The 15,788-nt window shown below is 59.5% G+C and carries 20 protein-coding genes; 13 read left to right on the top strand and 7 right to left on the bottom strand.

Translation table 11 applies throughout. The annotated features are described in order from the left end of the window. Window positions 1-63 precede the first annotated feature (63 nt). The 4 genes from GGD50_RS10995 (at window position 64) to GGD50_RS10980 (ending at window position 3,058) form a co-directional block, all read left to right on the top strand. Complete coding sequence (locus GGD50_RS10995) at window positions 64-846, top strand: ABC transporter substrate-binding protein (RefSeq protein ID WP_107108276.1); 783 nt, start codon at window positions 64-66, stop codon at window positions 844-846. 117 nt (window positions 847-963) lie between these two features. Further along, on the top strand, window positions 964-1,767 hold the full coding sequence (locus GGD50_RS10990) for an ABC transporter permease (protein ID WP_107108277.1): 804 nt from the start codon (window positions 964-966) through the stop codon (window positions 1,765-1,767). Further along, window positions 1,764-2,594 (top strand): ABC transporter permease, encoded by an 831-nt coding sequence (locus GGD50_RS10985; RefSeq protein WP_107108278.1) that lies wholly within the window; start codon window positions 1,764-1,766, stop codon window positions 2,592-2,594. The genes GGD50_RS10990 and GGD50_RS10985 overlap by 4 nt, the downstream gene beginning before the upstream one ends. Window positions 2,595-2,791: 197 nt before the next feature. Next, the gene (locus GGD50_RS10980; RefSeq protein WP_104823311.1) at window positions 2,792-3,058 is read left to right on the top strand and encodes an usg protein; all 267 of its coding nucleotides are present in this window, start codon (window positions 2,792-2,794) and stop codon (window positions 3,056-3,058) included. 18 nt (window positions 3,059-3,076) lie between these two features. Here GGD50_RS10980 and GGD50_RS10975 read toward each other — a convergent pair whose 3' ends face one another. Continuing rightward, the gene (locus tag GGD50_RS10975) at window positions 3,077-3,772 is read right to left on the bottom strand and encodes a DUF2270 domain-containing protein (protein WP_245407477.1); all 696 of its coding nucleotides are present in this window, start codon (window positions 3,770-3,772) and stop codon (window positions 3,077-3,079) included. 177 nt (window positions 3,773-3,949) lie between these two features. On the opposite strand from GGD50_RS10975, the gene GGD50_RS10970 reads away from it, so the two are divergent. The 4 genes from GGD50_RS10970 (at window position 3,950) to GGD50_RS10955 (ending at window position 6,407) form a co-directional block, all read left to right on the top strand. Then, window positions 3,950-4,774 carry a class I SAM-dependent methyltransferase gene (locus tag GGD50_RS10970; protein WP_107108280.1) on the top strand — a complete coding sequence of 275 codons (825 nt, stop codon included), beginning with the start codon at window positions 3,950-3,952 and terminating at the stop codon, window positions 4,772-4,774. A 130-nt stretch (window positions 4,775-4,904) separates the two neighbouring features. Then, window positions 4,905-5,597: a glutathione S-transferase family protein gene (locus tag GGD50_RS10965; protein ID WP_107108281.1), complete on the top strand. Its 693-nt coding sequence runs from the start codon at window positions 4,905-4,907 to the stop codon at window positions 5,595-5,597. Then, window positions 5,590-5,934, top strand: coding sequence for an ArsR/SmtB family transcription factor (locus GGD50_RS10960; protein ID WP_107108282.1), 345 nt, complete (start codon window positions 5,590-5,592; stop codon window positions 5,932-5,934). The genes GGD50_RS10965 and GGD50_RS10960 overlap by 8 nt, the downstream gene beginning before the upstream one ends. Further along, a complete protein-coding gene (locus tag GGD50_RS10955; protein WP_107108283.1) occupies window positions 5,931-6,407 on the top strand; it encodes an SRPBCC family protein in 477 nt (158 codons plus the stop codon). The genes GGD50_RS10960 and GGD50_RS10955 overlap by 4 nt, the downstream gene beginning before the upstream one ends. Window positions 6,408-6,494: 87 nt before the next feature. Here the strand turns inward: GGD50_RS10955 and ssuD are convergent, their stop codons facing one another. After that, window positions 6,495-7,670, bottom strand: coding sequence for an FMNH2-dependent alkanesulfonate monooxygenase (gene ssuD, locus GGD50_RS10950; RefSeq protein WP_107108284.1), 1,176 nt, complete (start codon window positions 7,668-7,670; stop codon window positions 6,495-6,497). Between the two features lie 254 nt (window positions 7,671-7,924). On the opposite strand from ssuD, the gene GGD50_RS10945 reads away from it, so the two are divergent. Then, the gene (locus GGD50_RS10945; protein ID WP_107108285.1) at window positions 7,925-8,797 is read left to right on the top strand and encodes an NAD(P)-dependent oxidoreductase; all 873 of its coding nucleotides are present in this window, start codon (window positions 7,925-7,927) and stop codon (window positions 8,795-8,797) included. Window positions 8,798-8,867: 70 nt separating this feature from the next. Here GGD50_RS10945 and GGD50_RS10940 read toward each other — a convergent pair whose 3' ends face one another. The 3 genes from GGD50_RS10940 to GGD50_RS10930 all read right to left on the bottom strand — a co-directional run bounded on the left by GGD50_RS10940 (window position 8,868) and on the right by GGD50_RS10930 (window position 10,621). After that, entirely contained in the window at window positions 8,868-9,356 is a 489-nt protein-coding gene (locus GGD50_RS10940; RefSeq protein ID WP_107108286.1) for an Lrp/AsnC family transcriptional regulator, read from the bottom strand. Window positions 9,357-9,422: 66 nt separating this feature from the next. Next, window positions 9,423-10,055, bottom strand: coding sequence for a uracil-DNA glycosylase family protein (locus GGD50_RS10935; protein WP_107108287.1), 633 nt, complete (start codon window positions 10,053-10,055; stop codon window positions 9,423-9,425). After that, entirely contained in the window at window positions 10,055-10,621 is a 567-nt protein-coding gene (locus tag GGD50_RS10930) for a thermonuclease family protein (RefSeq protein WP_107108288.1), read from the bottom strand. Before GGD50_RS10930 ends, GGD50_RS10935 begins: the two co-directional genes overlap by 1 nt. Before the next feature lie 123 nt (window positions 10,622-10,744). Here GGD50_RS10930 and GGD50_RS10925 point away from each other — a divergent pair, with 123 nt between their 5' ends. Further along, entirely contained in the window at window positions 10,745-12,274 is a 1,530-nt protein-coding gene (locus GGD50_RS10925) for a sensor histidine kinase (protein WP_107108289.1), read from the top strand. A gap of 19 nt (window positions 12,275-12,293) precedes the next feature. Here GGD50_RS10925 and GGD50_RS10920 read toward each other — a convergent pair whose 3' ends face one another. Together GGD50_RS10920 and cobT are read right to left on the bottom strand one after the other, a co-directional pair. Beyond that, the gene (locus GGD50_RS10920) at window positions 12,294-12,686 is read right to left on the bottom strand and encodes a diacylglycerol kinase (protein ID WP_107108290.1); all 393 of its coding nucleotides are present in this window, start codon (window positions 12,684-12,686) and stop codon (window positions 12,294-12,296) included. A 184-nt stretch (window positions 12,687-12,870) separates the two neighbouring features. Then, complete coding sequence (gene cobT / locus GGD50_RS10915; protein ID WP_107108291.1) at window positions 12,871-13,887, bottom strand: nicotinate-nucleotide--dimethylbenzimidazole phosphoribosyltransferase; 1,017 nt, start codon at window positions 13,885-13,887, stop codon at window positions 12,871-12,873. Between the two features lie 123 nt (window positions 13,888-14,010). Here cobT and GGD50_RS10910 point away from each other — a divergent pair, with 123 nt between their 5' ends. From GGD50_RS10910 to GGD50_RS10900, 3 genes are read left to right on the top strand one after another with little or no spacing between them, the layout of a single operon-like run. Next, entirely contained in the window at window positions 14,011-14,793 is a 783-nt protein-coding gene (locus GGD50_RS10910) for an adenosylcobinamide-GDP ribazoletransferase (protein WP_107108292.1), read from the top strand. Between the two features lie 19 nt (window positions 14,794-14,812). After that, window positions 14,813-15,034 (top strand): DUF1289 domain-containing protein, encoded by a 222-nt coding sequence (locus tag GGD50_RS10905; protein WP_107108293.1) that lies wholly within the window; start codon window positions 14,813-14,815, stop codon window positions 15,032-15,034. Continuing rightward, the gene (locus GGD50_RS10900) at window positions 15,031-15,732 is read left to right on the top strand and encodes a TIGR02281 family clan AA aspartic protease (RefSeq protein ID WP_107108294.1); all 702 of its coding nucleotides are present in this window, start codon (window positions 15,031-15,033) and stop codon (window positions 15,730-15,732) included. Before GGD50_RS10905 ends, GGD50_RS10900 begins: the two co-directional genes overlap by 4 nt. Window positions 15,733-15,788 lie beyond the last annotated feature (56 nt).

Here is a 15,788-nt window from a genome sequence, read left to right as displayed (position 1 = left end):
CTCCATTCTGGCCGGTCGCCAATGAAGAAAAATAGCCGCCGGTCGTCAACAGAGAGGATCAAAATGCGCATCTCCACTCGTCTTTTCGCCGCTGCGTCGCTTGCCGCGATGTCGCTTTTCGCCGGGGCAGCACTCGCTGACGGCGATTCGATCGTTATCGGCACCGATGCCACCTATCCGCCGTTCGAATCCCTCGACTCAGCCGGCAAATTCGTCGGCTTCGACATCGATATAGCCAATGCGCTTTGCGATCAGATGAAGGTCAAATGTACCTTCGTGAACCAGGATTTCGACGGCATCATCCCGGCCCTGCAGGCCAAGAAGTTCGACGCCATCGTATCGTCCATGTCGATCACGCCGGAGCGTGAAAAGACGATCGACTTCACCAACAAATACTACAACACCCCACCGGCGATCGCCGTGCCGAAGGATTCGACCGTGACCGCCGCAACCGATGAGGCCCTGAAGGGCAAGACCATCGGCGCGCAGTCCTCGACCACGCACGCAAACTACGCCACCGCACATCTGAAGGATGCCGAGCTGAAGCTCTATCCGTCGCCGGACGAATACAAGCTCGACCTCGCCAACGGCCGTATCGACGCTGTCATCGACGACGTCGTGGTTCTTTCCGAATGGGTTAAGTCCGACTCCGGCAATTGCTGCAAGATGCTCGGCACGCTGAAGACCGATCCGCAAATCAACGGCGTTGGCGCCGGCATCGGCCTCCGCAAGGGCGACACCGCGCTGAAGGACAAGCTCAACGCTGCGATCGCTGCGATCCGCGCTGACGGCACCTACAAGAAGATCCAGGACAAGTATTTCGACTTCGACGTCTACGGCGAGTGATCGCCGTCGATTCCTTGGGAAAAGACGACGGCGGAAGCTTGCTCTTCCGCCGTTTTTGTTTGACAACTAATAGAATTATAAGAGAGACGCGGCAAAAGCTGCGAGGGGAAATACGGTATGGGCGGATTGTTTTCCGCGTTTGGTTCCTTGTGGACCTGGATGAGTGACGCCTTCGATCCACTGTGCGGCCCCGTGGGGCTATTCACCCTGTTCGGCCAGAACACTGTTATCGCCTGCGGAGACACCGGCTGGGGCGACGAGATCGCGGGCGGCCTCAAAATCACGATAACGGTGGCCGTCCTGACATTGCCGCTCGGCTTGATCGTCGGCTTCCTGGTGGCGCTCGCGCAGCAATCCGAAGAAAAGTCCCTGCGGCTCGCTGCCGGCGTATTCACCACCATCTTCCGCGGCCTGCCGGAGCTTCTGACGCTCTTCATCATCTATTACGGCATCCAGATTCTGCTGCAAACGGCACTCGCCTACGTCGGCTACACCGGGCAGGTCGAAATCAATGCCTTCGTCGCCGGCATGGTCGCGCTTTCGATCGTCTTTTCCGCCTATTGTTCGGAAGTTCTGCTGTCAGCCTTTAGAGCGATTCCCAAGGGACAGTATGAAGCGGGCGATGCTCTCGGCTTTCACCGCGCCCGCACGATGCGTCTTATCATCCTGCCGCAATTGATCCGCATCTCGCTTCCCAATCTTGGAAACCTCTGGATGAACCTGCTGAAGGACACATCCTACGTTTCCGTCATCGGACTCGCTGACATCATCCGCCAGACGGGCCTTGCCGTACGCGCGACCAAGGAACCGTTCTTCTTCTACCTGGTTGCCTGCGGCCTTTATCTGGTGCTCGCCATCATCTCTTCGGCCGGGTTGCTTTATCTCGATCGCTGGGCCAAACGCGCGGAGTTTCGCCGATGAGCTATGCTGAAGTCTTGATCCCGGCGCGCCCGGCGCCACCGGAGACGATGAAGCGCCTCTCCAAGGCCCGCCTCGCCGGTTATTTCTTCCTGGCGCTCTGGGCACTGCTCGGCATCGCGCTCATCACGATGATGATCACCAATTGGGACAACGCGAAATTCTTCAAGTTCGGTCCGCGCTTTCTTCACGGCCTCTGGATTACAGTGAAGCTCGTCGGCCTTTCCTTCATCCTCGGTGCGATCCTCTCCATTCCGCTCGCCTTCGCGAGAATGTCGAAGAACAGGATTCTCAAAGGCCTGACCTATTGCTATGTCTATCTCTTCCGCGGCACGCCGCTGCTGGCGCAGATCTTCATGGTCTATTACGGCTTTCCGCAGGCGCGCGGCTTCATTGACAGCATCGGTCTCTGGTGGTTCTTCCGCGATCCCTTCAATTGCGGTCTGTTTGCCATGACGCTGAACACGGCGGCCTATCAGACCGAAATTGTCCGTGGCGCCATCCAGAGCGTCCATCACGGCCAAAGCGAGGCTGCGGCGTCGCTCGGCCTTCACAAGCTCGTCACCTTCTACAAGATCATCTTGCCGCAGGCGTTGATCGTGGCGTTGCGCCCTTACGGCAACGAGATCATCCTCCTGATCAAGAGCTCCGCGACCGTCTCGATCATCACCGTCTACGATCTGATGGGCGAGACACGCTATGCCTTCTCACAAACCTACGACTACCAGACCTATCTCTGGGCGGCGATCTTCTATCTTTCCATCGTCGAGCTGATGCGCAACGGTTGGGCGCACATAGAAGCCTATCTGACGCGCCATCTAAGACGTTGATCCTCACCCGGACGGCGTCACCCTTTCGCCGTCTGCGCTTGGCAGCACTCACCTGATAAGGCTGCTATCATATTGATCTTCGTGACAAAATTTCTTTTTTGCAACACTTTTGTAAAGCTTGGGTTTACCATGAGGTGTTTCCATTTTCCTGTGACCTCCGAGTCACGAAGAACAGTGGGAACAGAAAGAGAGACCTCATGCACAACGACATGCAAAAGCAGTTGCAAGGCTATGGGCTGACCACGGCGCAGATCCTCTATCGCCTGCCCGATCATCCGCAATTTCTACAGACCTACATCTGGCAGGACTATGATCTCGCTCCGAATTTCCCGGAAATGCGCGGCTTCCTGAAATTCTGGCAGGAGAAGCTCGACGGGCCGTTACATTCGGTGCGCTACGTTCACCGCCGGCTGATCTCGGCGACCGAGTGGCGGGCGGTGAAGGGAGAGTTCATCCTGCATTAGTCTGGGCTTTGCCAACGATCAGACATGTGCTTCGCCATGGGTGAAATCGCCGTCATCCGGCCCGCGGCGTAATGTGCCATAGAGAATGACGGCGTAGAACACAGCGACGATTGCGATCACCGGCCAACCGGGGATCGGTCCAAGCGCGGCGTTGTCGGCAATATAGCTCCACGAATGCACAAAATCTTGCGGCACACCTTCCGCCTGTAGCTTGGGCGTCGAAATCTTCAATACCCACGCCAACAGCAGAATCGCATACATCCAGCAATAATTCCGCCGCAGGCGCCGCTGCATTGCTTCGAAATAGCTGAGCAGAAACCGTGGTGCACGCAGGCTTTTGGCAATCGACAGTGCCCAATCGGGATTGAGCTCGGCTTCGGGCGCCAGGATCTGCGCAAAATAGCTCCGCTCCAGTTGCCGTATCCGCGCCCGGTAGACATCGAAGAAGCGATAGCGCCGCGCCTCGATCATCAGCAGCAATGTGATCAGCATGATGCCGAACAACAGCACGCCATGATGCGACGTCGGCGATGAGAGCGATACGGAAAGCAAAGCCGCGACGACGGTAATTGCCCAATTCGAGGTCCGGTCGATGCGGTCGCGCCAACTCGTCATCCGCCCAAGCTCGCCACGGTAATAATGGGTCAACGTGTTGGTGATCTCTCCCGTCGTCGTCGGCATGGGCGGCGATTTCCGATCCGTGGCACTGTCCATGAGATGGGGCGTGGTGAGCTCGGTGGCCATGGTTTTTTCCTCCTTTTTTCTTCTTTCGCGCAACGGCCTTATGGCCCGACCCTGCTGCGAACGAATATTTTGCTCCTTCAACGCGGCCATTGCAAAAGCCTTTCAAGCACCTTAATGCCTCCCTAACGAATGAAGGACCGAACACTCATGGCAAAGAAAAAGATCGACGAAGATGCGCTGGCGGAAGCCTACAACCGCGCCCTTGCGCTCGAAAAAGCCGGCGATATCGACGCTGCGGTCAAGGCCTATGAGGATGTGCTGGCGATCGATCCCGAGGACCACGGCGGCGCAGCCGTGCGCATCGCCTCGATGGGCCGCGGCGAAACGCCGGTGAAAGCGCCGGATGCTTATGTCGAAACCCTCTTCGATCAGCATGCTGAAGTCTTTGAGGACGTGCTTGTCGAGCAGCTTGGCTACCATGTTCCCGTTCTCGTGCGGCAGCGGCTGCAGGCACTCGGCCTCGGCCCCTTCAAGCGCATGCTCGATCTCGGCTGCGGCACCGGCCTGACCGGCGGCACGCTACGCGACATCGTCGAGGACATCACCGGCATCGATATTTCCGAAAACATGGTCGAAGTCGCCCATGAGAAGGATCTCTATGAGACGCTAATCGTCGCCGAAGTCGAGGATTTCCTCGACGACAATGACGAGGAGGCGTTCGATCTGATCACCGCCACCGATGTGCTGCCCTATCTCGGCGCGTTGGAGCCTCTGTTCTTCGGCGCCGCCGAAAACATGACACAGGGCGGCCTCTTCATCTTTTCATCGGAAACCCTGCCCGAGAGCGCAATGGCAGGCCGCCCTTACATGGTCGGTCCGCATCAGCGCTTTGCCCATGCGGAAAGCTACGTGCGCGAACGGCTAACCGCGACCGGCTTCGAACTGATCGAAATCACCGACATCAATGTCCGCATGGAAGACGGCCACCCGACGCCGGGCCATCTGGTGATTGCGCGTCTCGTTGCGGCGTGATCTGACTTATTGAAACCGGCCCGAATAGTTATCCAATTGGATAACTATTCATTGCACTCGATCGCGCGATCTGTTACTTAGCCATTTAGGTAAGTTTCAGCATAAGCCCCGATGCAGGAAAGGTCGTTGCATGTCTCTCATCCTCTATCAGCATCCCCTCGCCTCCTTCTGCCATAAGGTCTTGATCGCGCTTTATGAGAACGGTACGCCCTTCGAGAGCCAGATCATCGATCTCGCCAACGAGGAGTCGCGCGCATCGCTGCTGCGCCTCTGGCCGATCGGCAAATTCCCTGTGCTGCGCGACGAGGCGCTCGACAGCACCATTCCTGAAACCAGTATCATCATCGAATATCTCGACCGACACTATCCCGGCCCGACGCCACTATTGCCGCTCGATCCGACGGATGCGCTCTGCGTCCGCCTCTGGGATCGTTTCTTCGATCTCTATGTGCAGGAACCAATGCAGGCGATCGTCGCCGATATTCGTCGTCCGGAAGAGGAGCGGGATCCCAGAGCCGTCGCGCAGGCGCAGGCGTTGTTGCGCACCGCCTACGGTATGATCGAGCAGCAACTGGGCGAAAAACGTTGGATCGCGGGTGACGCGTTGACAATGGCGGATTGCGCCGCGGCCCCGGCATTGTTCTACGCCGAAACACTCGTCCCCTTCGACGACCAGCAGGTCCGGCTGCAGCAATATTACCAACGCCTACTCGATCGTCCGTCTTTCGCGCGCGTGCTCGAAGAGGCGATACCCTACTTCCATTTCTATCCCTATAGCCAAAAGCTGCCCGCCCGTTTCCGTCCGGAACAGCCGCATGCTTGACGATCCTCTTGCGCTCGATCGCATGTTCCAGGCCCTATCGGATCAAAGCCGGCGCGGCATGATCGACCGTCTCGGCCGCGGTCCCGCCTCGGTAATGGAATTAGCCCAGCCGTTCGCCATGGCACTGCCGACCGTGATGAAACATCTGCACGTATTGGAGACGAGCGGTCTGGTGCATTCGGAAAAGATCGGCCGGGTGCGGACCTACCAACTCCGGAAGGAGGCGTTGGATTCGGTCGAGCGCTGGATCGCCGAGCGCAAAGCGGGATGGAACAGGACCTTCGACCGGCTCGACCAATTCCTAGCCGACAATTCCGAGGAGACAGCGGTGAAATGACCGGGAGAACGACGGAACATACGACACTGACCATAGAGCGCCACTTCAAGGCGCCGCTGTCACGCGTCTTCGGCGCATGGGCGGTGGCTGAGAACAAGCGCCAGTGGTTCGCTTGCCATGGGGATTGGACACCACTGGAATTCCAGCTCGACTTCCGTCCCGGCGGCAATGAAAGCAACCGCGTGGCTTCGACGGACGGCGTGATACACGCCTATCAGGGCCGCTACATCGATATCGTACCGAACGAACGCATTATCTACGTCTTTGACATGATGCTCGACGACAAGCGCATCTCGGTGTCGCTGGCCACTGTTACCTTCGCTCCGGCGCCCGGCAGCACGATAATGCTGTTCACCGAGCAGGTGGTTTTTCTCGATGGCTACGGCGACAATGGCTCGCGGCTGATGGGTACGGAAATCGGCTTTGACAACCTTCGACTCTATGTCGAGGGTGATGAAAGCAGGCCGAACTAGCCTGCTCGCGCATCCCCCAGGATCGTCGCCGGCAACTGGCCTTCACCTCGGCCAGCGCCGGATCACCGTGCCGATTGCTTGGTCGCGTTACGAGCCGGAAACGACCTTCAGATTGCCGCCATGGCTGCCGCCGGCAAAAATATGCTTCGCCCCGAATTCATTGCGGAAGCCGGCTCGCTGTTCCTCGCGGGATAACCCAAGCTCCGGAAACAGCAGTTCAGCGACGCGATAGGCCTCTTCCAGATGCGGATAGCCGGAGCCGATCACGGTTTCGATGCCGATATCCTGATACTCGCGCAGCCTTGCCGCCACGGTCTTCGGCGACCCGACCAGGGCCGTGCCGGCACCGGCGCGCACGAGGCCGACGCCCGCCCAAAGGTTTGGCGAAACCTCCAGCTTGTCGCGGCGGCCGCTATGAAGAGCCGCCATGCGCCTCTGACCAACGGAGTCGGATTGATTGACGAATTGCTCCTGCGCTTCCCGGATCGTCTCATCGTCGAGCTTGGAGATCAGTCGGTCGGCGGCCGCCCACGCCTCCTCGTCCGTCTCGCGGACAATGAAGTGCAGGCGGATACCGAAGCTGACTTCACGACCCTTACGGGCGGCGGCGGCGCGTACCTTCTTCACTTTCTCGGCCACTTGCGCCGGCGGCTCGCCCCAAGTCAGATATTTGTCGACGCGGCCGACCGAAAATTCGATGCCGGCATCCGAGGAGCCGCCGAAATAAAGTGGCGGACGCGGCGCCTGTACCGGCGGCAATCCCAGCCTTGCGTTGGTCGCCTTGATATACTTGCCATCGAACGTCGAGCTACCCTTCTCCAGCAGCTCTTCCCACACGGTAAAGAACTCGTCGGCATGGGCATAGCGCTCATCATGCTCGAGATGGATACCGTCACCGGCCAATTCGGCGGGGCTGCCGCCAACCACGATGTTGAGCAGCACGCGACCGTTGGAAACGCGATCGAGCGTCGAGGCGAGACGAGCATAATAGGCCGGCGACGCCGTGCCCGGACGGATGGCGACCAGGAACTTCAGCTTCTGTGTGTGCGCAGACAGGGCCGCCGCGGTGACGAAGGACTCCTCGCAGGAGACGCCGGTCGGCAGCAACACGCCGGAAAAGCCGAGCCGATCGACCGCCTGGGCGATCTGCGTCAAATAGCCAATTTCCGGCCCACGATTGAGATCGTTCGAGCCGAGATAGGTGCCGTCGCCCGAGGTCGGAATGAACCACAGGAAGTCGATGGGTTTGGCGGTTGCGGTCATGATATGTCGTGTCTCCTGGACGCGTTTGATCGGGAGCCCACCTGCGGAGGCCTGTATCGGAATATTGGCATAGACTACCGATTATATCGACAATATGGATTTTCATTTGTGGTCGGCTTGGCGGAATATTTTTCCCGGCGCTGCCCACTCCATCACGTTTCGGCCGCGAGCCATGTCGGTGACAAATCGGCCTTTCGCCCCCTTCGCCTTTCCGCTAAGCCTTCAGGCAAAATTTTTGGAAGGAGTCTTCGCGAATGGCAAAGGTCGCTTTTATCGGCATGGGCGTCATGGGCTATCCCATGGCGGGGCATCTGAAGGTCAAGGGCGGTCATGACGTCACCGTCTATAACCGTACCGTCGCCAAGGCGGAGGCCTGGGCCAAACAATTCGACGGCAAGTTTGCCTCGACACCTGCTGCTGCGGCCGAAGGCGCGGATTTCGTATTCACCTGCGTCGGCAATGACGAGGACCTGCGTTCGGTAACGATCGGCAAGGATGGCGTTCTCTCCGGTATGAAGGCGGGCGCCGTCCTGATCGACAATACGACGGCAAGCGCCGAAGTCGCCCGCGAACTCTATGCCGCAGCCAAGGAAAAAGGCGTGGACTTCATCGACGCCCCCGTCTCCGGCGGTCAGGCCGGCGCGGAAAACGGCGTGCTGACCGTCATGTGCGGTGGCGATGAGGCGGTCTTCGAAAGAGCAAAGCCCGTGATTGACGCCTATGCCCGCATGGTCGGCCTCATGGGTGCCGTCGGCGCAGGCCAGCTCACCAAGATGATCAACCAGATCTGCATCGCCGGCATCGTTCAGGGCCTCGCCGAAGGCATCCATTTCGGCAAGCAGGCGGGCCTGGATATCGAAAAGGTGGTGGAGGTCATCTCCAAGGGCGCGGCCGGTTCCTGGCAGATGGAAAACCGTCACAAGACGATGAATGTCGGCAAATACGACTTCGGCTTTGCCGTCGACTGGATGCGCAAGGACCTCGACATTGTGCTGGCGGAAGCGCGCCGCAACAAGGCCAAACTGCCGCTGACCGCCCTGGTCGATCAGTTCTACGGCGACGTCCAGGCCATGGGCGGCAACCGCTGGGACACGTCGTCGCTGCTGGCACGCTTGGATAAGAAGTGAAACGACTTGGCGTCGGAAGCGATGATACCAACCGGGAAATATCGCTTCCGCGCTATGCTACCAGCCGAACTTAATCGTCGCTCGACTTCGCGTTCTCCAGGAGCATGTAATCCAGCGGCAGTTCCGTCGAATACTTGATCTGTTCCATGGCGAATGCCGAGGATACGTCGCGAATTTCGATCTTGGCGATCATGCGCTTGTAGAACGCGTCATAGGCGGCAATATCCGGCACGACGACGCGCAGCAGATAATCGACATCGCCGCTCATGCGATAGAATTCCACCACTTCCGGGAAGTCGGCGATCACTTCGGAAAAGCGCTTCAGCCACTCGATCGAGTGACTGTTGGTGCGGATCGAGACGAAAACGGTGACCTTGGTGTTGACCTTTTCGGGGTCCAGCAGAGCGACGCGACGGCGGATGACGCCATCCTCTTCCATCTTCTGGATACGGCGCCAGCATGGTGTCGTCGACAGTCCGACCTTTTTGGCGAGATCGGCCACGGCCAGAGTGGAATCCTCCTGCAGCAGGCGCAGGATTTTGCGGTCAAGACGGTCCATTTCGAGTGCCCTTTCGAATTATATTCTCTCTATAGCGCATTTTTGCCAGAGGAAAAGAAACTTGTTTCACAAAACAAGGATTTTCACACGTTCTCGCAAAACGGGCAGCAGCTCCGCTTCGAACCAAGGATTGCGTTTTAGCCAGCCGCTGTTGCGCCAACTCGGATGCGGCAATGGCAAAACGGCCGGCGATTGGTTGGTGAGGAGATAACGCCGCCACTCCGAAACGGTTTCCGTCATCGACGCCATTCGCGCCGGGCCGAGATGCCATGCCTGGGCATATTGGCCGATCGTAAGGACGAGCTCGATTTGCGGCATCGCGTCGATAGTCTTTTGACGCCAGAGCGGCGCGCATTCCTTGCGCGGCGGCAAATCGCTGCCTGCATCGTCGTAGCCGGGAAAGCAGAACCCCATCGGCACAATGGCGAAATGATCAGGATTGTAGAAACTATCGCGATCGACGCCCAACCATTGCCGCAGCCGGTCGCCGGAAGCGTCATTAAATGGCAAGCCGCTCTCATGCACCCGCAGCCCCGGTGCCTGCCCGGCAATCAGAATACGCGCGGTCGCCGACAATACGGCAACCGGCCTCGGCTCATGCGGCAATCGGTCGGCCTCCCCGCGCAGTGGCGTGTCCCGGCAGACGCGGCAAGCGGCGATGGCCTTGTCCAGCGCCTGCAACTCTTCCTGCCGCGCCATCAGCGATCCCATCCAATAAATCGTCGAAAATAGTCGCCCAACCCGGCCAGCGGATCACCGCCGCCCGCCATCCGCTCCTCGCGCCGATAGTCGCGCGGCCGCTCGAAATCGCCGGCCCACAGCCCCGCCTTCGCCTGCCGCGCCTCAGCTTCCTCGGCAGCATAACCGCCGTACGAAACCGCCATGCCGCTGCGCACCATCGCGCCATTGATGTCGACGTCGCCGGCTTTACAGGTCACCAGCGGCCGGCCGTACCGATCATGTTCGCTTCCCCGACATTCTGCCGCGCCCGTCTTCATTAATTTATCAAGCGCCTTGCGAGCCTCTTCACCGCAGGCCCAATTCACGTCGGCGCGCTGACATTGCTGCCGATATTCCGGCGCATCGATACCGAGCAGACGAAAACGATCACCATCGCGGGCGAGCGTATCGCCATCAACGACATAAAAACTTCCAGTTTGAATGAGTTCCGGGCGATTGTTCATCTTCAACGCCAGCAAACCGAGCAGTGCCAGCAACGCGAATGTGGTCACGCCGTCACGAAAAAGCCGGCCAGACCGCGTCACGCTTTTGCCTCCTTAAAGAACAAACCCTTGGCAAAGATGGCAAACAAATCATTTCTGAGCAGCATCTTCTTAAGGTTTGGCCGCTAGTCTGTAACCCTTGGCAGGCCAAACTTCAACGTAGCTATGAGCACCGGCGTCAGCACATCGACAGATAAAATCATCGTCGACCGATCGCGCAGTCACCGTAACCGGGCTGTATCGAAAGCGGTGCGGCAGACGCGCGAGCGCCTGCAATCCGGCCACAGCAGCAGCTTCGACCGAGAAGTCATGATGATGCATGTCGACACCCTCCTGCAGGGTGCCTCGGTCATGCCGATCTTCGTCGTCCTCGTCGCCGCGATCGGCGTCTATCTCGCAGGCGACGCGCATATCTTTATCTGGGCCATCCCGACCCTCTCGGCACATGCCGTCAACATGCTGCTCGGCCGGCGCGCAAAAAAACGCGAAATGACCGCCGAGAGTGCCAGAAAATGGCGCCAATTGCTATTGCTCGGCCAACTCCTCATCGGCTTTTGCTGGGCATACTTCGCCATGCAGACCTGCCCGACCTGCGGCGGCGACGGTTTTGCGCTCTATAAAGGCGCGACGCTGCTGGTGGGGATCTGCGTCACGGCGATGGCGAATTTCATGCTGCCGCGCGCCGTGCCCTTCTCCTTCGGGCCGGCCATCGTGGTGCTTGCCGTCAGAGCGGTGCTGACGCGCAATCCGATCGATGTTGCCCTCACCGCCGCCGTCGCCGTCGCCGTCATCTTCTTCACCTTCATTACCAACCGCATGTTTCAGTCGAACCTCAAGATCCTCTCCTTCCAGTCGGAAAAGGACGATCTGATTGCCGAGCTGGAAGTCGCGAAATCCATGTCGGATGAAGCACGTCGGCGCGCAGAAGAGGCAAACCTCGCTAAATCGCGCTTCCTGGCCTCGATGTCGCATGAACTCAGAACACCGCTCAACGCCATCCTCGGCTTCTCCGAAGTCATGTCGGCGGAGGTGATGGGACCGCTGAACAACGCCACCTATCGCGAATACACCACTGACATCCATCGCTCCGGGCAGCACCTTCTCAACCTGATCAATGAGATCCTCGACCTCTCCCGCATCGAGGCCGGCAAATATGAGCTGAACGAGGAAGCAATTTCGCTGCTGGATGTGGCGGAGGATTGCATCGGCATGGTGCAGTTGCGCGCGCGTGGCAAGAACATCTCCATCGCGTCGCAGTTCGAGCCGCAACTTCCCTCGGTCTGGGCGGATGAGAAATCCATGCGCCAGGTGATCCTCAATCTTCTCTCGAATGCGGTAAAATTCACCCCGCAAGGCGGAGAGATCAGCGTCAAAGTCGGTTGGACTGCCGGCGGCGGTCAATATGTGGCGATCAGGGACAACGGTCCGGGCATTCCCGAAGAAGAGATACCGGTGGTTCTTTCCGCTTTCGGCCAGGGCTCGATCGCCATCAAAAGCGCCGAACAAGGCACCGGCCTCGGCTTGCCGATCGTTCAGGCGATCCTCGCCAAACATGACGGCCAGTTCATGCTGAAGTCCAAGCTGCGCGAAGGCACGGAGGTCATCGCCATTCTGCCAGCCAAACGAGTGCTGCAAAGCCTGCCAGCCGTCGAGGACGCGCCCTTGGTCGAACGCCGCAAGAAGAGCTTCGCGTGACGCTCAGCCCATAAATTTGCTAGCGGAAAAACAGATGGCTGGCGATCGTATAGAGAAGATAGAGGCCGGAAGCGACCAGCATGCAGAGGACGGCAAAGGAGCCGAGATCTTTGGCATGCTTGCCGACGTTGGAAATCTCCGGTGAAATCCGGTCGATGACTTCTTCCACTGCCGTATTCATCGCCTCTACGGCAAAAACGCCGAGAAACAGCACGACGGCAATCATGAGTTCCGCAAGCGTTGCGCCAACCGCGACGAGCAGGATCAATCCAACGGCTGCGAACAGCAGTTCCTGCCGGAAGGCCGATTCCTGCAGCAGGCGCTGAAAGCCACCCCAGGAATAACCGGCAGCGGCAAAGAAATGCCGGATACCCGTTTCCTTGGTTACCGCTGATTTCGAAAACTCGGCCATCCCTGCCCCGCTGCAATGTCCAAACCGCAATTTAGCAGCCTTGCGAATACCGTCTCGCCATTCCCAAGGCAAGCCGGCAACCGACTCGGCCAGAAAAATCATTACAGTTTTATGACATAGATCGAAAGTCGGTCGGAATTTTGGAGGCGGAACGCTTAATTACGCGTTCCGCCGTTTTCGTTCGTCAGTGCTTGTTGGCGACGCCGGCGCTTTCGAAGGTCGCCATGCCGGAATGGCAGGCAGCGGCAGCCTTGACGATGCCGGCGGCAAGCGCTGCACCCGTGCCTTCGCCAAGCCGCATGCCAAGCGCCAGCAGCGGCGTCTTGCCGAGCTTGTCGATGGCTTTGATGTGCCCCGGTTCGGCCGAAACGTGGCCGATCAAGCAATGGTCGAGAGCCGACGGATTGGCGGCCTTGAGGATCGAAGCAGCAGCAGTTGCGACATAGCCATCGATAATGACGGGGATACGCTCCATGCGGGCGGCGAGGATGGCGCCAGCCATGGCAGCGATCTCGCGGCCGCCGAGGCGGCGCAGCACTTCCAACGGATCGGAAAGATGGTCGCGGTGCAGCGCCACAGCCCGTTCGACGGCGTCGACCTTGCGCTTCAGCATCTCGCCTTCCGAACCCGTTCCGGGTCCAACCCATTCCGCCGCCGAGCCGCCGTAGAGCGCATAGTGGATGGCAGCCGCGATCGTCGTGTTGCCGATGCCCATTTCGCCGACGCAGAGCAGATCCGTGCCGCCGGCAATCGCCTCCATGCCGAAGGCCATGGTCGCGGCGCAATCGCGTTCGCTGAGAGCCGGCTCTTCGGTAATGTCGGCGGTCGGGAAATCCAGTGCCAGATCGAAGACCTTCAGGCCGAGATCATAGGCCACACAGATCTGGTTGATGGCTGCGCCGCCAGCGGCGAAATTCTCCACCATCTGCCGTGTTACGGCTGGCGGAAACGGCGTGATGCCCTGCTTGGTGACGCCATGATTGCCGGCAAAGATCGCCACGAGCGGCCGGTTGACGGCCGGCGCACGGCCGGTCCAGGCAGCGAGCCAAAAAGCAATCTCTTCCAGACGGCCAAGAGCACCCGGCGGCTTGGTGAGCTGTGCGTCACGCTCGCGCGCAGCGACAAGCGCCCGGGAATCCGGACCCGGAAGGTCGCGCAGCAGCGTGCGGAAATCGTCGAATGGCAGGCCGGTAACGCTCATGAATGCCGTTCCTTGTCTTTTGGTCTCAAATCAGGTTCTTTGCGTGCGACTCTATTAGTCTTCGGCACCGGCGCGAACAACTCCAAAAACGTCCGATGCTGTCGCAGGAATAGCGGGGAGAGGATGAATATTCGGGAATACACAGGCGATACCGCGCGCGCCGTCGCTTTTTTGAGCCGTATTCCCGTGCCGCCGTCTTTCTTTGAGAACTATGACGGCAAGCTTACCCGCGTCTCGCGGACCTTTCCCCTCGCCGGCCTGCTGATTGCCCTGCCCGCAGCAATAGTCTTCGGCACCCTGCTTGCTTTCCACGCCGATCCGCTGATGGCGGCGCTGCTGGCGCTTACAGTTCAGACGATGACGACAGGCGCTCTGCATGAGGATGGCCTGAGCGACATGGCGGATGGTCTTGGCGGCGGCAAGGATCGCGACAAGGCGCTCGCCATCATGAAGGATAGCCGGATCGGCACTTATGGCGCGGTAGCGCTGATTCTCTCTTTCGGACTGCGCGCAGCAGCCCTTGCCGCCATCGCTCGCGGCCTTACACCCTTTGCCGCAGCCCCTGTTCTGCCGGCCACCGCCGCGCTCAGCCGGGGCGCCATGGTCTGGCATTGGTATATTCTGCCTGCCGCCAAGCCGGATGGAATTGCCGCCTCGGCCGGCAAACCGGACTACGGCGCAATGCAGGTGGCACTCATCACCGCGCTGGTACTTTCGGCTTTTCTGCTCTGGCCGGGCCTCAGGCTTCCCGCCTTCATCCTGTACCTTTTGGTCGCCGCAGCCGCGACATTTCTACTCACCCGCCGCGTGCGTGAAAGGCTTTCCGGCCACACCGGCGACACCATCGGTGCGACGCAGCAGATTTGCGAGATCGCCGCCTTCTGTACCCTTGCCATGTGCGTTTGAAGCATCGATATATGCCACTATGCTAACACCCTGCATTCTTGTCTGCTCCATCGATATGAACACCGGCTTTTGCTTCGGCTGCGGACGCACGCGCGAAGAAATCGGCGCATGGATGAACTACAGCGACGATCAGCGACGAGAGATCATGCAGGTCCTGCCGGAACGCCTCGCAACCGTCGAACGCAAGCCGCGTCGGGAAACCCGTCGCCAGCGGTTGGCGCGGGAGCGCAACCCCGTATGAACCGGCTGAACGTTGCCCTCGCCATCATTGGCATCGGTCTCGCGCTTCTCGTCTTCAACAATAGCAGCGGCACGACCTTCGGCATGAACAATGACGACTTTGCCGGCGTCGTCTACCTAGTGCCGCTTGCCCTAGTCATGGGCGCAGGCATTTGGGCGAGCCGCCATACGGCCAGCCAGTCGCTACGCAATCTGCTGATCTGGCTGGTCATCATCATGGCGCTGGCGACCGCCTATATTTACCGCCGCGATGCGCAGCAGGTCGGTGACCGGCTGATGGCCGGCCTTGTGCCCGGACACGCAGTCGTCGTCACGACCAGCGAAGGCGGTCAGGAAGTCATTCTCCACAAGCTGATGAACGGTCATTTCGAGGCGCAAGTGATGATCAACGGCCAGCCGATCGACATGCTCGTCGATACCGGCGCCAGCGCCATCGCATTGTCACAGAAGGACGCCGAGCGCGTCGGCATCATCCCCGAAAACCTTACCTATTCAATGACGGTCATCACGGCCAACGGCCGGGCCAGAGCTGCTCCCGTCCAACTCGGCTCCGTCGCCATCGGCCCGATCCAGCGCCGCGATGTCCAAGCGACCGTCGCCGAAGAGGGCAAGCTCGACCAGAGTCTGCTCGGCATGAGCTTCCTGGAAACACTGGGCTCTATGCAGATGCAGACGGACGAGCTGCGGTTGCGGGATTGAGGGCTTTGAGGGCTTGCGCGGCATACTTCGACGAGGCCCGAAGCATCACGCACCCA

Source organism: Martinezella paranaensis (assembly GCF_014200235.1).
GTDB classification, from domain to species: Bacteria; Pseudomonadota; Alphaproteobacteria; order Rhizobiales; family Rhizobiaceae; genus Rhizobium; species Rhizobium paranaense.
The sequence above is the reverse complement of the archived record's forward strand: the minus strand, read 5'-3'. Positions and strand labels throughout refer to the sequence as shown.

Excerpts from the sequence above, each read along its gene's own strand:
- GGD50_RS10965 (WP_107108281.1), top strand. The coding sequence starts at position 4,905 with ATGTCTCTCATCCTCTATCAGCATCCCCTCGCCTCCTTCTGCCATAAG.
- cobT (WP_107108291.1), bottom strand. The coding sequence starts at position 13,887 with ATGAGCGTTACCGGCCTGCCATTCGACGATTTCCGCACGCTGCTGCGC.
- GGD50_RS10995 (WP_107108276.1), top strand. The coding sequence starts at position 64 with ATGCGCATCTCCACTCGTCTTTTCGCCGCTGCGTCGCTTGCCGCGATG.
- GGD50_RS10910 (WP_107108292.1), top strand. The coding sequence starts at position 14,011 with ATGAATATTCGGGAATACACAGGCGATACCGCGCGCGCCGTCGCTTTT.
- GGD50_RS10985 (WP_107108278.1), top strand. The coding sequence starts at position 1,764 with ATGAGCTATGCTGAAGTCTTGATCCCGGCGCGCCCGGCGCCACCGGAG.
- GGD50_RS10925 (WP_107108289.1), top strand. The coding sequence starts at position 10,745 with ATGAGCACCGGCGTCAGCACATCGACAGATAAAATCATCGTCGACCGA.
- GGD50_RS10990 (WP_107108277.1), top strand. The coding sequence starts at position 964 with ATGGGCGGATTGTTTTCCGCGTTTGGTTCCTTGTGGACCTGGATGAGT.
- GGD50_RS10935 (WP_107108287.1), bottom strand. The coding sequence starts at position 10,055 with ATGGCGCGGCAGGAAGAGTTGCAGGCGCTGGACAAGGCCATCGCCGCT.
- GGD50_RS10980 (WP_104823311.1), top strand. The coding sequence starts at position 2,792 with ATGCACAACGACATGCAAAAGCAGTTGCAAGGCTATGGGCTGACCACG.
- ssuD (WP_107108284.1), bottom strand. The coding sequence starts at position 7,670 with ATGACCGCAACCGCCAAACCCATCGACTTCCTGTGGTTCATTCCGACC.
- GGD50_RS10900 (WP_107108294.1), top strand. The coding sequence starts at position 15,031 with ATGAACCGGCTGAACGTTGCCCTCGCCATCATTGGCATCGGTCTCGCG.
- GGD50_RS10920 (WP_107108290.1), bottom strand. The coding sequence starts at position 12,686 with ATGGCCGAGTTTTCGAAATCAGCGGTAACCAAGGAAACGGGTATCCGG.
- GGD50_RS10970 (WP_107108280.1), top strand. The coding sequence starts at position 3,950 with ATGGCAAAGAAAAAGATCGACGAAGATGCGCTGGCGGAAGCCTACAAC.
- GGD50_RS10940 (WP_107108286.1), bottom strand. The coding sequence starts at position 9,356 with ATGGACCGTCTTGACCGCAAAATCCTGCGCCTGCTGCAGGAGGATTCC.
- GGD50_RS10945 (WP_107108285.1), top strand. The coding sequence starts at position 7,925 with ATGGCAAAGGTCGCTTTTATCGGCATGGGCGTCATGGGCTATCCCATG.
- GGD50_RS10905 (WP_107108293.1), top strand. The coding sequence starts at position 14,813 with ATGCTAACACCCTGCATTCTTGTCTGCTCCATCGATATGAACACCGGC.
- GGD50_RS10960 (WP_107108282.1), top strand. The coding sequence starts at position 5,590 with ATGCTTGACGATCCTCTTGCGCTCGATCGCATGTTCCAGGCCCTATCG.
- GGD50_RS10955 (WP_107108283.1), top strand. The coding sequence starts at position 5,931 with ATGACCGGGAGAACGACGGAACATACGACACTGACCATAGAGCGCCAC.
- GGD50_RS10975 (WP_245407477.1), bottom strand. The coding sequence starts at position 3,772 with ATGGACAGTGCCACGGATCGGAAATCGCCGCCCATGCCGACGACGACG.